Below are 19,618 nucleotides of genomic sequence, written 5' to 3'. Positions count from 1 at the left end.
AGAAGCCGTAACTTCTCTTTATATTATCTCATACCTTTCATCATTTGCATCATTTTTCTTCCGCCACCACCTTGCATCATTTTCATCATTTTGCTCATTTGGTTGAATTGTTTCATCAGTTGATTTACTTCTTGTACAGAGGTTCCCGAACCTTTAGCAATCCTTTTTTTACGGCTTGCATTTATAGTAGAAGGAGTACTTCTTTCAAGAGGTGTCATGGATTGAATAATAGCTTCAATCCCTTTAAAAGCATTGTCGTCTATATCAACATCTTTTAATGCTTTTCCAGCACCAGGAATCATTCCTACTAAATCTTTCATGCTACCCATCTTTTTGATTTGTTGTATTTGACTTAAAAAGTCATCAAAACCAAATTGATTTTTAGCAATTTTCTTTTGTAATTTTCTAGCTTCTTCTTCATCGTATTGTTCTTGAGCACGTTCTACTAACGAAACAACGTCTCCCATTCCTAAAATACGATCAGCCATACGATCAGGGTGGAATACATCAATTGCATCCATTTTTTCACCTGTACCGATAAACTTTATTGGTTTGTTTACTACCGTTTTAATAGATAATGCAGCTCCACCTCGTGTATCACCATCTAATTTTGTAAGTACTACACCATCAAAATTTAAAACATCGTTAAATGCTTTTGCTGTATTTACAGCATCTTGACCTGTCATAGAATCTACAACAAATAATGTTTCTTGTGGAGTTACAGCTTTATGAATGTTAGAAATTTCATTCATCATTTCTTCATCAACAGCTAAACGACCAGCGGTATCTATAATAACTACATTTTTACCGTTTGCTTTTGCATGCTTAATAGCGTTTAATGAAATCTCTACAGGATTTTGGTTCCCCTCTTCAGCATAAACATCAACACCAATTTGTTCTCCAACAACTTGTAATTGATTAATAGCGGCTGGACGATAAACATCACATCCTACTAATAAAACTTGTTTAGATTTCTTTGTTTTTAAGAAGTTAGCTAATTTACCAGAGAAGGTTGTTTTACCCGAACCTTGTAAACCAGACATTAGAATAACCGTAAGAGAACCTTTTAAGTTGATACCAACAGTATCTCCACCCATTAATTCAGTTAATTCGTCTTTAACTAACTTTACCATTAACTGACCAGGATTTAATGTAGTTAATACATCTTGTCCTATGGCTTTTTTCTGTACTCTTTTAGTAAACTCTTTGGCTATCTTAAAGTTAACATCGGCATCTAATAAAGCTCTACGAACTTCTTTTAGTGTCTCAGCAACATTAACTTCGGTAATTTTTCCGTGTCCTTTCAGCGTATGTAACGCTTTATCTAACTTTTCGCTTAAATTATTAAACATGTGTCTACTTCATTTTTAGAGGCACAAATATAATAATTTAGTTGTTAGGACTGTAGGTTTTTATAAGCAGTTTATCTGAATATTTTTAATTTTAAATAGAAAAATTAAAATTAATGTTTCTCTTTTAAAATATTCAGGTGATGATCAGTATGATAGGCTGTCCACATAATTATTTCACGAACAGGCATTTTTCCCATTAGGGGGTGTGGTAAAATTAAATTATCTAAATCTTTGTCTTTCCAATGCTGTGTTTTATACTGTAATTTTTTGTTTTGAACTTGAAGAGTAGTAAGTAGTTGTTGAAACTTTTTTTTGCTTGGTGTTTTTACTGAACTATTAAATTCTCTAGCTTTATCAAGATTTTTAGAAAGTTTTTCTTGATAGCGTTTTGAGATTTCATCGTATGAACGAAGTGCACGATTTGAAACGCCAAATTTATATTTGAGAATAAATTTAGGAATACTTAGAGCTGTGTTTAATTTTTTTATAGAATCTACTAAATGAACCGTATGTTGTCCTAAAGTCCATTTACCTTCAGGGCCTTTTTCAAAACTATCTTCTGATTGGTTTTCTATCCATTTAAATAATTCCTGATGCTTTTCTTCTAGTAAATTAACTATACCTTCTTTATTCATAAATAACATTATTTAGAGGTTTAAAAATATGAAATTTAAAAAGAAATACAATTGAATACATAAATTCTGCAGTTCACTACATTGAGTTTTTTTTTATTCCAATGAGGAAATACTTTTGAAGTATCCAAATGAAAAATAAACATTATGAAATCAATATTTAATTTAAAAAGAACAATAAGTTTAGCAGCTTTCTTATTTGTGTTTAGTACTACTTTTGTTTTTGCACAAAGAAGTACTTCGGATAACTATACACATGTTACTTCAACAAAAAATGGAGTACATAAAATAAATGTAAAGAATAATAAAAATAACTTTAGTGTAGAATACGAAGGAGATATTACTTTATCTGATGACGATAAAGATATTATAGCTATTTCAAGAGGAGGTTTTATTGAAATAAAAAAATCGAGTTTTGGTAAAAAACGAAAAATTGTTATCGAAGCTGAAAGTGGAAAGTTGAACAAAAGATATTATGTAGGGTGGAATGAAAAAGCATATAATCCTGAAGGAAAAGCATGGTTAGCTGAAATTTTACCAGAAATAGTAAGAACTACAGCAATAGCGGCTGAGTCTAGGGTAAATAGATTTTATAATAAAGGAGGAGTAGATGCTGTATTGGCTGAAATTAGAGAGTTACAAAGTGATTTTGTGCAGTCTAAATACTTCGGATTCTTACTAGAAAAAGATTTAAATAATGATGCTTTAGTTAAAGTATTACAGTCGGCAGGAAAGAATATAAAGTCTGATTATTATTTATCGCAAACATTGCAAAAAAATCAAAAAGCATTTTTAAGTAATTCACAAACGTTATCGGCTTATATCAGAGCTTCAGAAAACATAAAATCTGATTATTACTTATCGCAAGTATTAAGAAAAGCTATAAAAACTGATGGAATTTCAGATAATCAATTAACAGATTTATTACAAATTTCAAGTAGTATTGGTTCGGACTATTATTTATCGCAAGTTTTATCAGATATTCTAAAAAATAGAGAGTTGAATAAGTCGAATATGGATAAAATTATGAAACTTTCAAAAAGTATTGGTTCTGATTATTATAAAGCGCAAGTTTTAAAGAAAGCTTTAAAAAAGAAGAATTTATCTTCTGAAAACTATGATACTTTTATTTCTTCTATGGACGATGTGGGATCTGATCATTATGCATCAAACATTATAAAAGAATTACTAAAAAAAGATTTAGATAATAAATCATTAGATAAATTATTAGAATTAATATCTAAAAATGTGAGTTCTGATTATTACGCTTCTGGAATTTATAAAAAATTAGCAAAGAAGAGATTAACAGAAAGTCAATTGATAAAAACATTTGAATCTATGAAGAAGAGCATGAGTTCAAATAATTATCTATCGAGTTCTTTGGTTGCTTTCGGTTCTCAAGTAAAGAATAGTAGTCAAAGAGTAAAAGATGCTTACATGAATGTAGCTAAATCAATAAGTTCTGATACCTATTTTGGAAGAGCTATGAAGGCTATTTATTAAAAACTTCACTGGGGTAAGTAAATATTCAGAACGAAATTTACTTACCTTAGTTTCATGCAAAAAATCAATCAGCTAATCAATCAACCTAAAGTGAAAAAACATTTTTTCATAACTTTATTAGGAGCTTTAATTGGAGCTTTACTAGGGTATTATTTACTAGTTAGTGAGCAGCAAGATTTTACACTATCTCAATTTTTTCTAACAGCACTTAGTGGTGTAGTTATAGGGTATGGTTGTTATCTAATAACAAAACTTTTAGATAAAAGTGTTCCTTGGAAAAAGCAAGTTGGAACTCGATTGTTATTAGGAATTATAACGCATTTTGTATTGTCTTTTTCGTTGTTTTTTATTCTTTTTAGTATTTATAACCTTTCTGACATCGAAGGTATATTAAGTAAATATCAACCAGTATTTATAAAATTAGGAATACTCTTATTTATACTAACTATTATATATCAAATAATATATTTTGCTCTTTATTCTTATTATTCTTATGCTTCTTTACAGGTAGAAGAAGTAAAGCAGGAGAGAAAGCAAGTAGAATTACAATTAAATGCTTTAAAATCTCAGTTGAGTCCTCATTTTTTATTCAATGGTTTGAATACAATTTCATCATTAATTTATAAAGATGAAACTAGAGCTAAGCTTTTTATTCGTAAGCTGGCAAAAATGTACGATTATACCTTAAAAAGTTATCATTCAAAATTAATAACAATACGAGAAGAATTGGAGTTTGTACATTCTTATATTTATTTAGTTGAAACTCGTTTTGAAAATAAATTTAGTTGTGAAATTTCAATAAATGATAATTTATTAGAAACTAAAATTCCACCTTTAACATTGCAAATGTTGATAGAGAATGCGGTAAAACATAACACTATGAGTAATGAAGAACCATTGTCTATTCATATTACTTCAGATCAAAAACATATTACTATTCAAAATAATATAACTTCAATGCCATATAAGGTAAGCTCTTTTAAAATTGGATTGAAAAATATTAGTTCTAGATACTTATTGTTACATGGTGAAGGAATTATCATAACCAATGGAAATAATTTTGTTGTTAAAATACCTATCATACGATGAAAAAATTATTTATCCATAAACCTTTATTTAGGTTACTAAGTCCAGTATTTAGTGGGGCCGTTATTTATTTACTGATACTGCTAGTAAATAACAATGTATCACAATTACAAGAGCAATTTTTAGGAGAAGAACTGTATGTATGCATAGGATTATCATACATTGTTCAAGAGTTTTCTAGAATATTACTTATCCTTTTTAAAAAAGTACCTAAGTTAGAAAGTATCTTATTGAATATAGGATTGCAAATAATTGTTTCACTGTTTTTATGCATTATAATAGTTAGTGTGTCTATTACAGTGTACTATAAACAAGTATTAGGTTTTTCACCAAATTCAGAAGAATTATGGCTTTTTAATAGTGTTTTCAGTGTAGTAACACTTATTTATATTTTATTATTTATAAGCAATCAGTATTTACATAAAACAAATACAGAAAAACTATTTAAAGAGCAGGAAATAAAACAAATTATAGAGGCCGATTTTATAGATTTTAAACAAGGTATAAACCCTAAATTGTTATTTGAAAGCTTAGAGGTATTGTTAATTCTTATACAACAAGAAAAAAATAAAGCAGACGATTTCATAGATTATTTAGCAACTATTTATAGATACATATTATCAAGTAACAAAAAACAATTAGTAGCTATTGAAGAGGAAATAGAAATAGTAAACGAATTAATTAATTTGTTTAATTATTTACCCTATAGAAATATAGTTTTAATAAATGAAATAGCGTCTAACTTTCTAACAGTACCTAAAAGTTTGTTGTTTGTTATAGAACAAATTGTAAGAACAACAATAACTTCTTCTTTAATATTAGAGATTTCTCTTAAAGAAGAGGAAAACTATTGGGTTATTGAATATAGTCCGAATGATAAGATTACAACACAGTTTAAACCTGAAAATTTAAAAGAAATAGAAAGAGTTTTTAGTATTTATAGTACTTATGAGATTCAAATAGAAGAAACAAGTGCAATGAGAAAAATTTTACTACCAAAATTAACTATAGAAAAAGCTTAAAGAGATGAAGATAGTAATTGTAGAAGACGAGCATTTAGCAGCAGAAAAGTTAGAGCGATATATACTAAAGTATAATTCAAATGTATCTGTTTTAATAAAACTAAGTAGTATAGTAGACGCAGTAACTTGGTTTGAAAAAGGAATTGATTATGATGTTGTTTTTATGGATATTCAATTAACAGATGGTTTGAGTTTTGAGATATTTAATCAAGTAAAAATAACGAAGCCAGTAATATTTACTACCGCTTTTGATGAATATGCAATAGATGCATTTAAAGTAAATAGTATTGATTATTTACTAAAACCAATAACATTTACCGATGTATCTAAGGCAATGGTGAAACTAAAAACAATGGAAAGTTTGTTTGTAAATGAAGAAGCTATCAATAAAGTAAAAAGTAGTGTAACAAAATTAAAAACAAAAGATCGATTTTTAGTTCGTTTAGGTAATCATATTCATTCTATAAAAACTACAGATATATTGCTTTTCTATGCTGAAGGAAGAACAGTTTATTTAGTAACTAAAGAAAACAAAAAGTATATTTTAGATTATAAGCTTGAAGACTTAATTAAAGTTTTAGAGCCCTCAGAATTTTTTAGAGTAAATAGAACTTTTATTGTAAGTCTTAATGGAGTTGAAGATGTTATAGTATACTCAAATAGTCGTTTAAAAATAACTCCTAAAGTAAATGTAGAGAAAGAAATTATTGTAAGTAGAGAAAAAGTATCTGATTTTAAAAGCTGGTTTGAAGGTAATTAATCACTAATTTTATATAAAACACAAACTTCTATTTTAGGAAAGTTAACTAAAAGAGGATGCTTAAATTCTTTTACTTTTTTCATATTTATTTTTTCCATCACTATAATTGAAGGAGTATTAATTATAGGAGCAACAGAAACAATTTCTTTAAGTTTTAGTTGAGAAAAACCATATTCAAGGCATCTTTTAGCTCCTTCAGTAGCATAACCTTTGCCCCAAAAACTAGGATGTAATCTCCAGCCAATATCAATAGAAGGATTAAAATCGGCAGCATAGGTTTGTTCAGAAAGACCAATAAAACCAATAAATTCTTTAGTTTCTATTATTTCTACAGCAAAATAACAAAGTTCCTTTTCATTAAATTGTTTTTGCATTCGATGAATAAAGTCTAGCGTTTGCTCTTTTTTTAAAATAGTAGGAAAATAACGCATAACTTCTTGATTAGAATTAATCTCATGTAAAGCGTCAAGGTCAGAATTTGTCCAATTTCTAAAACCTAAACGATCTGAAGTAAAAAGATAGTTTTGCATAAGACAAATTTATAATTTTACTTATAAATCATCGGTAAAATGTGTACGTGATTTTTCTTTTGAAAATTTCTCTGCATTATAATCTTTAGAAGCATTTTTTGCTATAGATAATGATTGCCAATTTTTACCTAGAAGTAACCTTCCTAAGAATACTATTTGTCCTACATGATATGAATAATGACATAATTGTCGGTTTATAGCTTCAGTAATTGTGTGTCCTTGGTTTCTGATATAAACAATAGTGTCAGAATTCTCTTCAGTTATAGAATTTAAAGCCTTAAAAAGACATTGCCATCCATTTTCCCAATAAGCAATAACTTCTTCTTTGGTGGTAAAAGAGTTGATGAATTCATCATCTCTATTTCGCCATTCTTTTTCACCATCTTCGGTTAAAAAATTTGTCCATCTAGAAAGCATATTTCCAGCTATATGTTTTACAATAATAGCTATAGAATTATCATCAGCATTTGGAAGCCAAAAAAATTGTTCTTCAGTAAGCTGAATAAAAGTTTTATCGCCTAAACTTTTATAGTATTCAAATTGTTTTTTAACGCTAGTTAAGTAAGATGTATCCATAAAAAAAGAGCTAGTTTAATTAGCTCTAATTTACGTTGTTTTTTTGAATTTATTTCTTTGGAATAAATTTTAAAGCAGCTCCATTAATACAATGACGCTTTCCTGTAGTATCTCGAGGTCCGTCGTTAAAAGAATGTCCTAAATGTCCACCACAAGTATTACACTTTAACTCAGTACGAGCATATCCTATTTTATAATCAACATCCAGTTCAACATTACCTTTTACTTCTCTATCAAAAGAAGGCCAACCAGAACCAGAATCAAATTTGTGTTCAGATTTATACAAAGGAGTATCACAACCTGCACATACATAAGTTCCTTTAGAATAAACTTTGTTTAATTTACTACTAAATGGGCGTTCTGTTCCAGCTTCTCTAAGTATATAGTATTGTTTTGGAGTCAGTGTTTTTTTCCACTCAGAAGCTGTTTTTTCAACTTTGTACTTTTTTTTACTTTTTTTAGTTTGAGCATTTCCTGCACAGCTAATAAAAAGTCCTAAAAATAAGATAGCTAATAATTGTTTCATTCGTTTTGTATAATAAAATTAACGGCACGGTTTATTACATTTTTATCACGCAAAATTTTAGTATGCCCTAAACCTTGTGTAATGAGTAATTTTCCGCTTTTTAAATTTTGACGAATGTTTTGTGCGCAACTTACAGGAACATCTCCATCTTGAGAGTCATGAATAACTAAAGTTGGAATTGAAACGCTTTTTGCTACAGTACTTGAAGAATGTTTATCAATATTAGTTTGCCATTGTTTGTCAAATTTAGCTTTAATCTTTTTAGCAACTATTGGTTTCACTTTTAAGTTGTTGGTGAAATTTAGAATCACATCTGAAATTTTATCAGCAGAACCAATAGTAACTAGTTTTTTAATATTAAAACTGTCTCTATCAATACTATTGTATAAACACATTCCTCCAAAAGAATGTCCCACAGCAGCTTCAAAAGGCCCAAACTGTTGATCAATTTCACTAATAGTATCTAAAAAATCAGGCATCATAGTAGTTTTTCCAGTCGATGCTCCATGTGCTGGTCCATCAAACGAAATTACCATGTATCCTTTTTCTAAAAGTTTATCGGCAATCATAAATAGTTGTGTACTTCTACCTGCCCAACCATGAACTAATAAAACCTTCTTTTTGGAATATCCATAAGATAAAACTTGAATGTTTTGATTTATTGAAGGTACATTTATCGTTTTCTTTTGAGCACTTTCCAACATTACTTTTTCTCTTTTTGGTATTGAAAAACCAATAGGAGTTATAAAAAGTTTTGAAGCAAGTTTAGCAGTTAAAGAAGTTGAAAAAAATTGTGTAAACTTAGCGATAGCAATAACTGGTTTAGGAATTGTTAAACTAGGAGGAAATATATTTGAATTCATAAAATTCATGAAATTGATTTTTTGGATAAAGATAGAATTTGTAATTTTAAATGATATAAAGCGTTCTAAAATTGTGACATTATTTTGAATGATGTGTCATAATTATATAACTCAAACAAATAAAAACATTAATAATGAAAAGAAGTATAGCCTTAGCTTTTTTAACAGTATTCTTAATACAGTGTAGCACGGTGCCAATTACAGGAAGGAAACGTATTAATTTTGTAAGTGATTCTCAGGTGCTTCCAGCAAGTTTTGCTCAGTATAAAGGATTTTTAGAAAAAAATAAACTGTCTAAAAATGTAGCTAAATCAAATCAGATAAAAAGAGTAGGGAAGAAAATTTCAGCAGCTGTTGATCGATTTATGAGAGCTAATGGAATGGTAGCAGAAGCAAATGCTTATAAATGGGAATTTAATTTAATAGAAGACAAAACAGTAAATGCTTGGTGTTTACCAGGAGGAAAAGTGGTTTTTTATACAGGAATTTTACCAATGTGTGCAAATGAAGATGGTGTAGCTGCTGTTATGGGACATGAGGTAGCTCATGCTTTTGCTAAGCATGGACAAGAGCGTATGTCTACTGGACAGTTACAACAATTAGGTGGTGCAGCAGTGGCTTTAGGGACTCAAAATAGTGAGAATGCTAAAATTTGGAATATGGCATATGGTATAGGTTCTCAAGTAGGAGTTATGTTACCTTTTAGCAGAAAGCATGAGACGGAAGCAGATAAGTTAGGGTTAGTTTTTATGATTATGGCTGGATATAATGGAGAAGAAGCTGCTGAAGTATGGGTACGAATGAGTCAACGATCTAAAGGTAAACAGCCTGCACAAATATTAAGTACACACCCTTCAAATGAAGAGCGTATTAAAACATTGAGAGCATTTTTACCTGAAGCAAGGAGTTTAGCAGCAAAATACAATGTGCCTGCTAAAAAATAATAGCACTCAATAATTTATATTATATTGCAAACCGTTCATTTTTTTGAACGGTTTTTTTTGTATAAAGAATAGAATAAATATGTATAAAATAGGAGATAAGAAGCTAATTAATGCTTGGGCATTTTACGATTGGGCTAATTCAGTATATTCATTAGTAATAAGTACAGCCGTTTTTCCATTGTATTATAGTGCTGTAACCAAAGGTAAAACAGTTCGTTTTTTAGGAATGGATTGGGAGCATCCAGATAGTTTGTATAGTTATGCTTTATCTTTCTCTTTTTTAGTAGTTGCTTTTATTTCACCTATTTTATCGGGTATTGCTGATTATACAGGGAGTAAGAAAAAGTTTATGAAGTTCTTTTGTTGGTTAGGAGGTTTGTCTGTAGCATCATTATACTTTTTTGATGGAGTAGATACTGTATGGATTGGAATTTGGTTTACCATATTAGCAAGTATTGGTTTTTGGGCAAGTTGGGTGTTTTACAATGCTTATTTACCAGAAATAGCACTACCAGAGCAACAGGATAGAGCAAGCGCAAAAGGTTTTATATATGGTTATATTGGATCTGTAATTTTATTAATTATCAATTTAGGAATGATCATGTTTCCTGATGCTTTAGGAATTACCACAGGAATGGCTTCGAGACTTTCTTTTGTAATGGTAGGGATTTGGTGGATTGGTTTTGCACAAATTACTTTTCGTAAACTACCAGATGATATTTATAATAAACAACCTGACAATGATTACATATGGAAAGGATATAGAGAGTTGCAAATTGTTTTTAAAGAGGTTTTAAATTATCCTACTTTAAAGAAGTTTTTAGTAGCTTTTTTCTTTTTAAGTATTGGAGTTCAAACCATAATTTTAATGGCAGCCATTTTTGGTTCTACTGAATTAGAGTTACCTTCAACAAACATGATAATTACCATATTATTGGTTCAAGTAGTAGCTATTGTAGGAGCTTTTTTCTTTTCAAGATTTTCTGATAGATATGGAAATTTTACAGCTTTAAAAGTTACTATAGGAATATGGATGCTAGTTTGTTTTTCAGCATTTATGCTAGACAAAAGTCAAGAGAATGTTGAATTATATTTTTATGGACTAGGAGGTTTGTTAGGTTTGGTACAAGGAGCTATTCAATCGTTAACAAGATCTACCTATTCTAAATTATTACCAGAAACTGAAGATCATGCTACTTACTTTAGTTTTTATGATGTTACTGAAAAAATAGCAATCGTATTAGGAACCGCTGTTTATGGTGCTTTATATGCAATTACAAACTCAATGCAGTGGAGTGTATTATGTTTGGCTATTTTCTTTTTAATATCATTTATTATCTTAAGTACTCTTAAGAAAACAAAGTATGTAGAATAGTTTTAAAAAGGACAAGCTGAGGTAAAACTCACTTTTTCTTTGGTTATTGGGTGTATAAATTCAATATGTTCTGCGTGTAAATGCAATCGCTTAGATTTTTCACCGTATAAATCATCACCAACAATAGAAGTATTTAAACCTAAATTATGAGCAGCATGCACGCGTAATTGGTGTGTACGTCCTGTAATTGGATAAAAATGTACTTTTGTTTTTCCATCATTGATTTCTATTGTTTCCCATTTAGTCAAAGCAGGTTTCCCATGTTCATTACAAACCAACTGTTTGGGTCTATCATCTAAATCAACTCTTAAAGGTAGGTTTATGGAACCATTGTTTTTAGATAAAGTTCCATCAAGTAAAGCTACATAGCGTTTACATACAGTTTTATTTATAAATTGAGCTTGTAAAGCTTTATATATTTCTTCATTCTTAGCAATTAATAAAATACCTGAAGTTGACATATCTAAACGATGTACGATTATTGGGCCAGTAATCTTTGGGTATTTATTTTTGATACGTTGATAAACGGAATCTTGTATTTCTTTACCAGCTACTGTAAGCAATTCTTCTGGTTTATTTATAACCATTAAAGCATCATCTTCATAAATAACTGTAATCTCCTTTTTATTGACTGATAATTGCTCTAATAAAGGATTTTCAGTTACTAACATACCTTTTAACATATGTGTTAAGATAGGTTTGCATTTTCCAGTACAAGCTGGGTAAAAGTTTTTATGCTTTCTTACTGAAGTAGCTAAAGGTTTTCCCCACCAAAATTCTGCCATACAAATAGGCGTTAAACCATGTTTAAAAGCATATTGAAGTAGTTTAGGGGCACAACAGTCACCAGCTCCAGCAGGAATGTTTTGCTTTGAGTTTTTAAAGATATCTAAAAGATTTTGAGTTTCTTTTTCTTGATTTAAAAACTGATAGTGTTTAAAAATTTCAGTTTGTACCCAAGCAGAAAGTTTTTTTCGTTGTTTTTTTAATTGATTAACTTTTTGTTGATAGCTTAAAAATTCTTTTTCTAAAGGAAGAATTTTAGCCTTTAAATAAACTTCATACTCTCGTAAATAAAACTCTTCATTAATATTTAACTGATTGTTTTGTTTACCTAGTTGTTTTCTTAACTTTCTTCTTGTTTTTATTTTAGAGTGTTCTTCGTTTAAAAGTTTTTCATTAGTTAACGAAAGTGTATTGTAATCATTTTTAATTTTTATGAACTGAGTATTGTTTTCTAGTTCAAAAAGCTCTTGATTAATTTGATTGAGTTTATTTTCAGTTTGTATATAAAAACCATTTTTATCTAGTATATCATAAACAGGCGGAACAAAATGTTGATGTACAGAACTATTCTCAATTTTTCCTGAAAAAGCTGCCAAATAGCCTATTTCTTCGTTTGAGTTTTTTACTACTAAAACACCAAACATTTTACCTAAAGCATCTTTAGCTGTATTGTTTTCTATTCCAAAGTTATGCTCAAAATCTGTTTGTTTTTTTAAATACTCTTGTAATTCATTTGCAGCTATTATAGCTAATTTGTGAGGGGAATAGTTATGAGGATAATCAAATTTTTGAGGTAATGAAATAGCATTTATACTAGATGTAAAATGAATAAACTTAGTCATATATTAAAAAGAAAAAAGTGTTGCTTACACAACACTTTAGTAAAATTAGTTATTATAAATTTTATCGTATAAATCTTTATAAATTTCTTTAATTATTTTTCGTTTCATTTTCATAGTAGGAGTAAGGTGTCCACCATCTATAGACCATTCCTCTGCTGTTAATTCAAACTTTTTAATCATCTCCCATTTTCCAAATTTAGAATTACAAAGAGATACTTCTTCTTGAATACGCTCTATAACTTTAGGATTTTTAATTAAATTTTCATTATCGCCTAGAGTTACATGATGTCTTACTGCCCATTCTCTAATAAACTCAAAATTTGGTTGTATAAGTGCTGCAGGCATTTTTTCACCTTCACCAATAACCATTACTTGCTCTATAAAACGAGACTGTTTTAATTCACCTTCTAATAAAGGTGGAACAACATACTTACCACCAGAGGTTTTAAACATCTCTTTGGTACGTCCTGTAATTTTTAAGAATCCATCATGACAAATTTCTCCTTTATCACCTGTATGGAAATATCCATCTTTTAGTACCTCAGCTGTTTTTTCAGGATCTTTATAGTATCCTTTCATAACATTAGGTCCTTTTACTAATATTTCTCCAGTATCTGCAAGTTTAACCTCAACACCATCTATCATACGACCTACAGTGCCAACTCTAAAACCACCATTACGTACATCGTTTACAGAGATTACAGGAGAAGTTTCAGTAAGACCGTAACCCTCCATAACTGGCATTCCAGCGGCAGCAAATACTCTTGTTAAACGCGGTTGAAGAGCAGCAGAACCAGAAACCATTAATTTCAATTCTCCACCTAAAGCAGCTTGCCACTTAGAGAAAATTAATTTACGTGCAATACCTAGTTGTTTTTCATACCACCATCCATTTGCACCATATGGCTTATACTTAAGTCCTAATTCAATAGCCCAAAAGAATAATTTTTTCTTTACTCCAGTTAAATCAGCTCCTTTGGCATAGATTTTATCATATATTTTTTCATATAACCTCGGAACGGCTGTCATTACATGAGGTTTTACTTCTTGAGCATTCTCACTTAATTTATCAATTGCTTCGGCAAAATAAATTGAAACTCCACAATATTGGTATAAATACAATATCATTCGCTCAAAAATGTGACAAACAGGTAGGAAGCTAAGTCCACGTTCCTCTCCGTATAAAAGTGGAACTCTTTTTTCACTAGATAAAACATTAGAAACAATGTTTCCATGTGAAAGCATTACACCTTTAGGTCTTCCAGTAGTTCCTGAAGTATAAATTAGCGTAGCTAGTGTATCAGAAGTTACATTATTTTTTCGCTCTTCTACTTCGTTTTGATTGCTATTATCTTTACCTAATTCTAAAATTTCTTTCCAATTTTTTTCTCCAGAAATTTCATCAAAAGTATAAACATCTTTAAGTTTTGTATTGCCTTTAATTTGATTTAATTTTTCTAAAATTTCATTGTCAGAAACAATACAATAAGTTGCTTCTGAATGATTTAAAACATATTCGTAATCTTCTTTAGAAATAGTAGGATAAATAGGTACATTTTGAGCACCTGTTTGTAAAATTCCTATGTCGCAAACATTCCATTCAGTTCTGTTGTTTGTTGATATTACTGCAATTTTATCGTTTGGCTGTACACCTAAACGAAGTAAACCTCTACTAATATCATTCGCTTGATCAATATACTCTTGAGTTGATATTGATTGCCATTTACCATTATATTTCGTTGTAAAAGCTTTTTTTAAATTATAAGTTTCTTGTTGATAGTAAGGGAAATCAAAAAGACGAGTAATTTCAATCGACATATGTTCAAATTTTTGGGCTCTGCAAATTATGAAAAATAGACCGATTGCACAAGTTTGAGCTTAATGGTTGATTTATTGTGAATTATATATTTTTTTATATAAATCGTTGTATTTTTCTAAGATAATTTTACGTCTCATTTTCAATGTTGGAGTTAAATGCCCAGCATCGGTAGTCCATTCATCTGAAGTAATTTCAAATCGTTTAATTTGCTCCCAATTACCAAATTTTTTATTGTAATAATTAATTTCTTTTTGAATACGATTTATCAGTTTTTGATCAGTAGAAACATCGGTAATTGTATGATGATGTCTTTTAGCCCATTCGTATACAAATTCAAAGGATACTTGGATCAGTGCTGCAGGCATTCTTTCGCTTTCTCCAATAACCATTACTTGTTCAATAAAACGTGATTTTTTTAATTCACTTTCTAATACAGCAGGAGCTATGTATTTACCACCAGATGTTTTAAAAATTTCTTTTTTCCTATCTGTAATCTTTAAAAAGCCTTCTGAGTCAATTTCTCCTATGTCTCCAGTATGTAAATAACCATTTTTAATGGTTTCATTGGTTTGTTCATTATTTTTATAATATCCCATCATTACATTTGGACCTTTTACCAAGATTTCTCCATCGTTAGCAATTTTAACCTCAACATCTTTAATGATTCTTCCAACAGTACCTATTTTAAATCCATTATTACGCATATCTGTTACTGAAACTGCAGGAGATGTTTCGGTCATTCCATAACCTTCAAAAACTGGGATTCCTGCTGCTGTAAAAACTTTAATTAGTCTTGGCTGCATTGGTGCACTTCCTGCTAACATAAAATCTAACTGACCACCTAAAGCTTCTTGCCATTTAGAAAAAATAAGTTTTCTAGCTATTCCTAGTTGAAATTCATACCACCAACCATTTGCTTTATATGGTTTGTATTGTTCCCCCAGCTTAAGTGCCCAAAAGAATAAACGTTTTTTTATACCTGATAAGTTACTTCCTTTATCTACAATTTTATCAAAAACTTTTTCTAATAACCTTGGCACTACTGCCATAAAGTTAGGTTTAACTTCTTTTAAATTATCTCCAATTTTCTCAATACTTTCGGCAAAATGAATTTCAAAGCCCATATATTGACAGTAATAGGACGCTGCTCTTTCGAAAATATGACAGATAGGAAGATAACTAATAGCTTTTTTTTGGTTGTCGTGTAAATCTAAAGAATTACCTACAGCAAAAATATTACTTACGACATTTTGATGTGAAAGCATAACTCCTTTTGGAGTACCTGTAGTTCCTGATGTATAGATGATAGTAGCTAAGTCCTCTGGTTGTACATTGTTTTTTGAGCTTTCTACAGCTGATTGTAATTCATTATTTTTTCCTTGTGATAAGAAAGAAGTCCAGCTATAATCAGCATCAATTTCTTCGAAAGTGTATACTTTTTTAATTTGCGTTTGATCTTGAACTTTAATCACTTTTTGATATAATTCATTATCAGAAACAAAACAGAATACACTATCAGAATGATTTAAAATATATGCATAATCTTTTTCAGAGAATGTAGGATATAGCGGTACATTTATGGCTCCAATTTGCATAACACCTATATCTAAAATATGCCATTTTGGTTGATTTACAGATGTTATTACAGCTATTTTATCTCCTTTTTTTATTCCTAAATTTAATAAAACTCTACTTACTTGATTGGCTTGTTCTATATAATTCTGAGTAGAGATATTTTTCCAAACATTTTCTTCTTTGTAAACTAAGCACTTTTGTTGTGGGTATGTTTGTAACTGGTAATAAGGGAAATCAAAAAGGCGAGTAATTTCTGTAGGTTTTTGCATAAATGTAAGCGGTTTGCCATAAATCTATGAAAAAAAAGTGAAAGAGTTAATTGTTAAAAATTAATTATATAAAGCATTATCAATGTTTTTTAAGTTTTAGTTAAAATATTTATAAAGAAGCTAAAACGTTAATTATATGATAACTATATTTTTAAATTTGAGAAAAAACTTTTCAAACTATGTTTAAACAAACAATCTTAATTTTAATGTTATTGGTTACATTTCATTCCTATTCTCAAAAGAAAGGAAATGAAATAACCATTGGTACTAATTATATAATTGAATCAACTATCTTAAATGAAAATAGAGAAATTCAAGTTTATTTACCTGATAGTTATGATAGCTCAAAAGAAAGGTATCCAGTAATGTATATTTTGGATGGGCAGTGGTTTTTTACAAATGGAGTGGGAATTCAAAAATCATTAAGGACTCCAGGAGCCATTCCAGAAATGATTATTATTGGAATTAAAAATAAAAACCCATTAAGAAGAACCTTGTTTAATAATGAGCGAACAAAGTTTACATCATTTTTAGAGAAAGAAGTGATTAGTTTCATAGATGGTAACTTTAGAACTACAAATGAACGAATCATATATGGATGGGAAGCAGCTGCATATTATGTTAGTAAACTTATTTTAGAAAAGAGCGAATTGTTTAATGGTGCTATTATAACTGATGGAGGTTTTGCACCTGAGAAGATTATTAAAAATTTTAAATCGGCTAAAGATGTATATCTGTATATAGCGAATTCTAAGAAAGATATTTATTATATAGCTTCAACAGAAGCGTTTAGTAAAGAATTGAAAAAGCACAATCCCGAAAATTTACTTTGGAAATATGAATTATTTAATGAAGAAGTACATGAAACAATGCCACATTTAGCAATGTACAAAGGGATTATGTATTATTATCATAATTATGATTCCTTAGTCTTTGAAAGTATTGAAGCTTATGAAAAAGCAGGAGGAATTCCGTATTTAAAATCTTTTTTTAAAGAAAGAGCTAAACGTTTTGGGGGTAGTGGTAAAATAGATGATAGTACTAAAAATTCATTGATATGGTTAGCATGGAGGCGTGATAATTTTAAATACTTTAGTTTTTTTATGGAAGAGTTTAAAGATGTTTTAGACACGAGAAGATATGATAGTGCTTATTGGAAAAACAGGTTAGCTCAATTCTATTTAAAGCATAAAGATTATAAAAATGCTGTTAAGTTTTTTGAAGTAGGTATAAAAAAATACCCTAAATCTGAGTTTGATAAGTTAATGAAAGATGGAATGAAAAAAGCTAAGGAAAAATTAAATAAAATTATGAATTGAAAAGTCTATTGATATTTGTTTTATAAGTCTGTCCAATTGGAATCTTATGATGTTTAATTAATATTCGATTACCTTCAATTTCACTTATTTTGTTTTTTGAAACAATAAAAGATTTATGAGTTCTAATAAAACTAGAGGTTGGTAGTTGATTTTCAAAAGCGGATATTTTTTGATGACTTAGAATCATTATATCCTTTAAATATACTTTACAGTAATGTCCATATGCTTCTATAAACAATAGATCATCAAAATGAACTTGATGGTGTTTTTTATCGCCTTTTAAGAAAAAACTTGTATTTGTAGGGTTTATAAGTGCTAGTGAGTGTAAATAATTAATTTCTTTATATTTAGAGTTATTAATAGTTTTATTAATAGCTTTTACAAAGCGTTCAAAGCTAAAGGGTTTTAATAAATAATCAGAAATATTAAGCTCATAACCTTCTAAAGCAAACTCTTTATAAGCAGTGGTAACAATTATTTTTGGTGGGTTTGATAATGTTTTTAAAAAATCAAAACCAGATAATTTAGGCATGTTTATATCAAGAAATATTAAATCTATACTATTTTCATTTAAAAATTTCATAGCTTCAAAAGCATTGTAACAATTCCCTTTTTTTTCTAAATGGGGTAAATTATTGGAATACCCCTCAATGATTCTATGAGCAATTGGTTCATCATCTATAATTAAAAAATGTATCATATAGTTTCAATTTTTAAACCTAATTTATAAATTGAGTTATTAATTTCAATCCGTAAATTATGTTTATTAGGATATAATAGTTGTAAACGTTGTTTTAAGTTATCTAATCCAATTCCAATTTTGTGGTGGGGTTCTTGTACGTCAAAATTATTTTCAATTTCAAAATAAATTGTATTGTTATTAGTTCTTAAATTTATATGAATAAATGCATTTTCAGTTATACGCTCTACACCATGTTTAAAAGCATTTTCTATAGGGATAATCAATAATAGCGGAGCAATTTTATAATCCACTTCATTATAATAATTAAAAAGAATATCTACTTTTTTTTGATAACGTATTTCATGTAATTCGATATAATTTTTTAAATATTCAATTTCATCTTTCAATAAAACAGCATCTTTTTTTCCCATATAAATTGTGTATCGCATCATATCAGATAATTTCAAAACAACATTAGGCGCATTATCTGATTTTTCTACCGTTAGTCCATATAAATTATTTAAAGTGTTGAAAAAAAAGTGAGGATTTATCTGACTTTTTAATAAAGATAATTCAGCTTTAGTCTTTTTCAATTCAATGGTTTTAAACAATTTCCATTGTTGATAAATCCAATTTATTCCTAGTAAAAAAAAAGGAAGTGTTAAAATGATTTTAATCTCTTTCTCTTCTTGTAAATAAATATTAAAATTATCTATATAAATTCTTATATAATAGAAATATCCAAAAGCTAAAAGATAAAAACCAATAATAATTAAAGAATATTTTTTGAAATAGGAAGGAGCTATAATTGAGAAAAAGCTTAAACCAATACTAATTAATCCAATAAAAGTAATTGGGTTGTCTATTATTTTTGAAGATATATCATTTATAATAATAGCTAGAAAAAGTAATATTAAAATAAATAGTTTTATGCTTATAATCTTGTGCTTTTTTATAAAAGAATAATAATAGATTGGTAAGGATATTAATCCCCAGCTAAAAACAAAACTTAAAATATTAGCTAAAATCTCTGAGTTATCAATATATATAATATCAAAATGACTTAAGATAAAAACAAGAACTCTAAATAATATTAGACCATAAATAAAAGCGCTATATTTTTTTAAGAATGTAATCATGAATCAAAGCTAAAAATA

The 19,618-nt window shown here is 28.7% G+C and carries 18 protein-coding genes; 7 read left to right on the top strand and 11 right to left on the bottom strand.

Annotated elements, in window-relative coordinates; all coding sequences use genetic code 11:
• Positions 1 to 23: 23 nt before the first annotated feature.
• Positions 24 to 1,352, bottom strand: a complete 1,329-nt coding sequence (ffh, locus tag ACOQN8_RS16810) for a signal recognition particle protein (protein WP_150899598.1) — start codon at positions 1,350 to 1,352, stop codon at positions 24 to 26.
• Positions 1,353 to 1,462: 110 nt separating this feature from the next.
• Positions 1,463 to 1,987, bottom strand: a complete 525-nt coding sequence (locus ACOQN8_RS16805; protein WP_420553571.1) for a DinB family protein — start codon at positions 1,985 to 1,987, stop codon at positions 1,463 to 1,465.
• A 144-nt stretch (positions 1,988 to 2,131) separates the two neighbouring features.
• On the opposite strand from ACOQN8_RS16805, the gene ACOQN8_RS16800 reads away from it, so the two are divergent.
• Genes ACOQN8_RS16800 through ACOQN8_RS16785 form a run of 4 tightly spaced genes read left to right on the top strand, consistent with a single transcriptional unit; the run spans position 2,132 to position 6,355 of the window.
• Positions 2,132 to 3,487, top strand: a complete 1,356-nt coding sequence (locus ACOQN8_RS16800; RefSeq protein ID WP_420553570.1) for a hypothetical protein — start codon at positions 2,132 to 2,134, stop codon at positions 3,485 to 3,487.
• Between the two features lie 54 nt (positions 3,488 to 3,541).
• A complete protein-coding gene (locus ACOQN8_RS16795) occupies positions 3,542 to 4,576 on the top strand; it encodes a sensor histidine kinase (RefSeq protein ID WP_420553569.1) in 1,035 nt (344 codons plus the stop codon).
• A complete protein-coding gene (locus ACOQN8_RS16790) occupies positions 4,573 to 5,595 on the top strand; it encodes a histidine kinase (RefSeq protein ID WP_420553568.1) in 1,023 nt (340 codons plus the stop codon). Before ACOQN8_RS16795 ends, ACOQN8_RS16790 begins: the two co-directional genes overlap by 4 nt.
• A gap of 4 nt (positions 5,596 to 5,599) precedes the next feature.
• The gene (locus ACOQN8_RS16785; protein ID WP_420553567.1) at positions 5,600 to 6,355 is read left to right on the top strand and encodes a LytR/AlgR family response regulator transcription factor; all 756 of its coding nucleotides are present in this window, start codon (positions 5,600 to 5,602) and stop codon (positions 6,353 to 6,355) included.
• On the opposite strand, the gene ACOQN8_RS16780 is transcribed toward ACOQN8_RS16785, so the two are convergent.
• The 4 genes from ACOQN8_RS16780 to ACOQN8_RS16765 are packed head-to-tail and all read right to left on the bottom strand — an operon-like array spanning position 6,352 to position 8,859.
• Positions 6,352 to 6,885, bottom strand: coding sequence for a GNAT family N-acetyltransferase (locus ACOQN8_RS16780; RefSeq protein WP_420553566.1), 534 nt, complete (start codon positions 6,883 to 6,885; stop codon positions 6,352 to 6,354). The two genes, ACOQN8_RS16785 and ACOQN8_RS16780, sit on opposite strands and share 4 nt — an antisense overlap.
• Before the next feature lie 21 nt (positions 6,886 to 6,906).
• A complete protein-coding gene (locus ACOQN8_RS16775; RefSeq protein ID WP_299122957.1) occupies positions 6,907 to 7,461 on the bottom strand; it encodes a DUF1572 family protein in 555 nt (184 codons plus the stop codon).
• Positions 7,462 to 7,510: 49 nt separating this feature from the next.
• Complete coding sequence (gene msrB / locus ACOQN8_RS16770; protein WP_420553565.1) at positions 7,511 to 7,987, bottom strand: peptide-methionine (R)-S-oxide reductase MsrB; 477 nt, start codon at positions 7,985 to 7,987, stop codon at positions 7,511 to 7,513.
• Positions 7,984 to 8,859 carry an alpha/beta hydrolase gene (locus tag ACOQN8_RS16765; protein WP_420553564.1) on the bottom strand — a complete coding sequence of 292 codons (876 nt, stop codon included), beginning with the start codon at positions 8,857 to 8,859 and terminating at the stop codon, positions 7,984 to 7,986. The genes msrB and ACOQN8_RS16765 overlap by 4 nt, the downstream gene beginning before the upstream one ends.
• A gap of 125 nt (positions 8,860 to 8,984) precedes the next feature.
• Between ACOQN8_RS16765 and ACOQN8_RS16760 the strand changes: the two genes are divergently transcribed.
• Both ACOQN8_RS16760 and ACOQN8_RS16755 read left to right on the top strand, forming a co-directional pair.
• Positions 8,985 to 9,794, top strand: a complete 810-nt coding sequence (locus tag ACOQN8_RS16760; RefSeq protein WP_235274762.1) for a M48 family metallopeptidase — start codon at positions 8,985 to 8,987, stop codon at positions 9,792 to 9,794.
• Between the two features lie 79 nt (positions 9,795 to 9,873).
• Positions 9,874 to 11,169: an MFS transporter gene (locus ACOQN8_RS16755; RefSeq protein WP_150899587.1), complete on the top strand. Its 1,296-nt coding sequence runs from the start codon at positions 9,874 to 9,876 to the stop codon at positions 11,167 to 11,169.
• 2 nt (positions 11,170 to 11,171) lie between these two features.
• Here ACOQN8_RS16755 and ACOQN8_RS16750 read toward each other — a convergent pair whose 3' ends face one another.
• From ACOQN8_RS16750 to ACOQN8_RS16740, 3 genes are all read right to left on the bottom strand, one after another.
• Positions 11,172 to 12,797 carry an RluA family pseudouridine synthase gene (locus tag ACOQN8_RS16750; RefSeq protein WP_420553563.1) on the bottom strand — a complete coding sequence of 542 codons (1,626 nt, stop codon included), beginning with the start codon at positions 12,795 to 12,797 and terminating at the stop codon, positions 11,172 to 11,174.
• 45 nt (positions 12,798 to 12,842) lie between these two features.
• Positions 12,843 to 14,615: an AMP-dependent synthetase/ligase gene (locus ACOQN8_RS16745; RefSeq protein ID WP_420553562.1), complete on the bottom strand. Its 1,773-nt coding sequence runs from the start codon at positions 14,613 to 14,615 to the stop codon at positions 12,843 to 12,845.
• Positions 14,616 to 14,687: 72 nt separating this feature from the next.
• Entirely contained in the window at positions 14,688 to 16,460 is a 1,773-nt protein-coding gene (locus ACOQN8_RS16740; RefSeq protein WP_420553561.1) for an AMP-dependent synthetase/ligase, read from the bottom strand.
• A 179-nt stretch (positions 16,461 to 16,639) separates the two neighbouring features.
• Here ACOQN8_RS16740 and ACOQN8_RS16735 point away from each other — a divergent pair, with 179 nt between their 5' ends.
• Complete coding sequence (locus ACOQN8_RS16735; protein WP_420553560.1) at positions 16,640 to 17,779, top strand: alpha/beta hydrolase-fold protein; 1,140 nt, start codon at positions 16,640 to 16,642, stop codon at positions 17,777 to 17,779.
• On the opposite strand, the gene ACOQN8_RS16730 is transcribed toward ACOQN8_RS16735, so the two are convergent.
• A complete protein-coding gene (locus tag ACOQN8_RS16730) occupies positions 17,769 to 18,479 on the bottom strand; it encodes a LytR/AlgR family response regulator transcription factor (RefSeq protein ID WP_420553559.1) in 711 nt (236 codons plus the stop codon). The genes ACOQN8_RS16735 and ACOQN8_RS16730 overlap by 11 nt on opposite strands.
• A complete protein-coding gene (locus tag ACOQN8_RS16725) occupies positions 18,476 to 19,600 on the bottom strand; it encodes a sensor histidine kinase (RefSeq protein ID WP_420553558.1) in 1,125 nt (374 codons plus the stop codon). The genes ACOQN8_RS16730 and ACOQN8_RS16725 overlap by 4 nt, the downstream gene beginning before the upstream one ends.
• Between the last annotated feature and the right edge of the window lie 18 nt (positions 19,601 to 19,618).

Origin of the sequence: Tenacibaculum aiptasiae (assembly GCF_965221665.1) — a bacterium.
In the GTDB taxonomy this organism is placed as follows: domain Bacteria; phylum Bacteroidota; class Bacteroidia; order Flavobacteriales; family Flavobacteriaceae; genus Polaribacter; species Polaribacter aiptasiae.
This window is presented reverse-complemented; position numbering and strand designations above follow the sequence as displayed.

Bases quoted from the DNA above. Each gene is read 5' to 3' on its own strand.
- ffh (WP_150899598.1), bottom strand. From the start codon at position 1,352: ATGTTTAATAATTTAAGCGAAAAGTTAGATAAAGCGTTACATACGCTG.
- ACOQN8_RS16805 (WP_420553571.1), bottom strand. From the start codon at position 1,987: ATGAATAAAGAAGGTATAGTTAATTTACTAGAAGAAAAGCATCAGGAA.
- ACOQN8_RS16800 (WP_420553570.1), top strand. From the start codon at position 2,132: ATGAAATCAATATTTAATTTAAAAAGAACAATAAGTTTAGCAGCTTTC.
- ACOQN8_RS16795 (WP_420553569.1), top strand. From the start codon at position 3,542: ATGCAAAAAATCAATCAGCTAATCAATCAACCTAAAGTGAAAAAACAT.
- ACOQN8_RS16790 (WP_420553568.1), top strand. From the start codon at position 4,573: ATGAAAAAATTATTTATCCATAAACCTTTATTTAGGTTACTAAGTCCA.
- ACOQN8_RS16785 (WP_420553567.1), top strand. From the start codon at position 5,600: ATGAAGATAGTAATTGTAGAAGACGAGCATTTAGCAGCAGAAAAGTTA.
- ACOQN8_RS16780 (WP_420553566.1), bottom strand. From the start codon at position 6,885: ATGCAAAACTATCTTTTTACTTCAGATCGTTTAGGTTTTAGAAATTGG.
- ACOQN8_RS16775 (WP_299122957.1), bottom strand. From the start codon at position 7,461: ATGGATACATCTTACTTAACTAGCGTTAAAAAACAATTTGAATACTAT.
- msrB (WP_420553565.1), bottom strand. From the start codon at position 7,987: ATGAAACAATTATTAGCTATCTTATTTTTAGGACTTTTTATTAGCTGT.
- ACOQN8_RS16765 (WP_420553564.1), bottom strand. From the start codon at position 8,859: ATGAATTTTATGAATTCAAATATATTTCCTCCTAGTTTAACAATTCCT.
- ACOQN8_RS16760 (WP_235274762.1), top strand. From the start codon at position 8,985: ATGAAAAGAAGTATAGCCTTAGCTTTTTTAACAGTATTCTTAATACAG.
- ACOQN8_RS16755 (WP_150899587.1), top strand. From the start codon at position 9,874: ATGTATAAAATAGGAGATAAGAAGCTAATTAATGCTTGGGCATTTTAC.
- ACOQN8_RS16750 (WP_420553563.1), bottom strand. From the start codon at position 12,797: ATGACTAAGTTTATTCATTTTACATCTAGTATAAATGCTATTTCATTA.
- ACOQN8_RS16745 (WP_420553562.1), bottom strand. From the start codon at position 14,615: ATGTCGATTGAAATTACTCGTCTTTTTGATTTCCCTTACTATCAACAA.
- ACOQN8_RS16740 (WP_420553561.1), bottom strand. From the start codon at position 16,460: ATGCAAAAACCTACAGAAATTACTCGCCTTTTTGATTTCCCTTATTAC.
- ACOQN8_RS16735 (WP_420553560.1), top strand. From the start codon at position 16,640: ATGTTTAAACAAACAATCTTAATTTTAATGTTATTGGTTACATTTCAT.
- ACOQN8_RS16730 (WP_420553559.1), bottom strand. From the start codon at position 18,479: ATGATACATTTTTTAATTATAGATGATGAACCAATTGCTCATAGAATC.
- ACOQN8_RS16725 (WP_420553558.1), bottom strand. From the start codon at position 19,600: ATGATTACATTCTTAAAAAAATATAGCGCTTTTATTTATGGTCTAATA.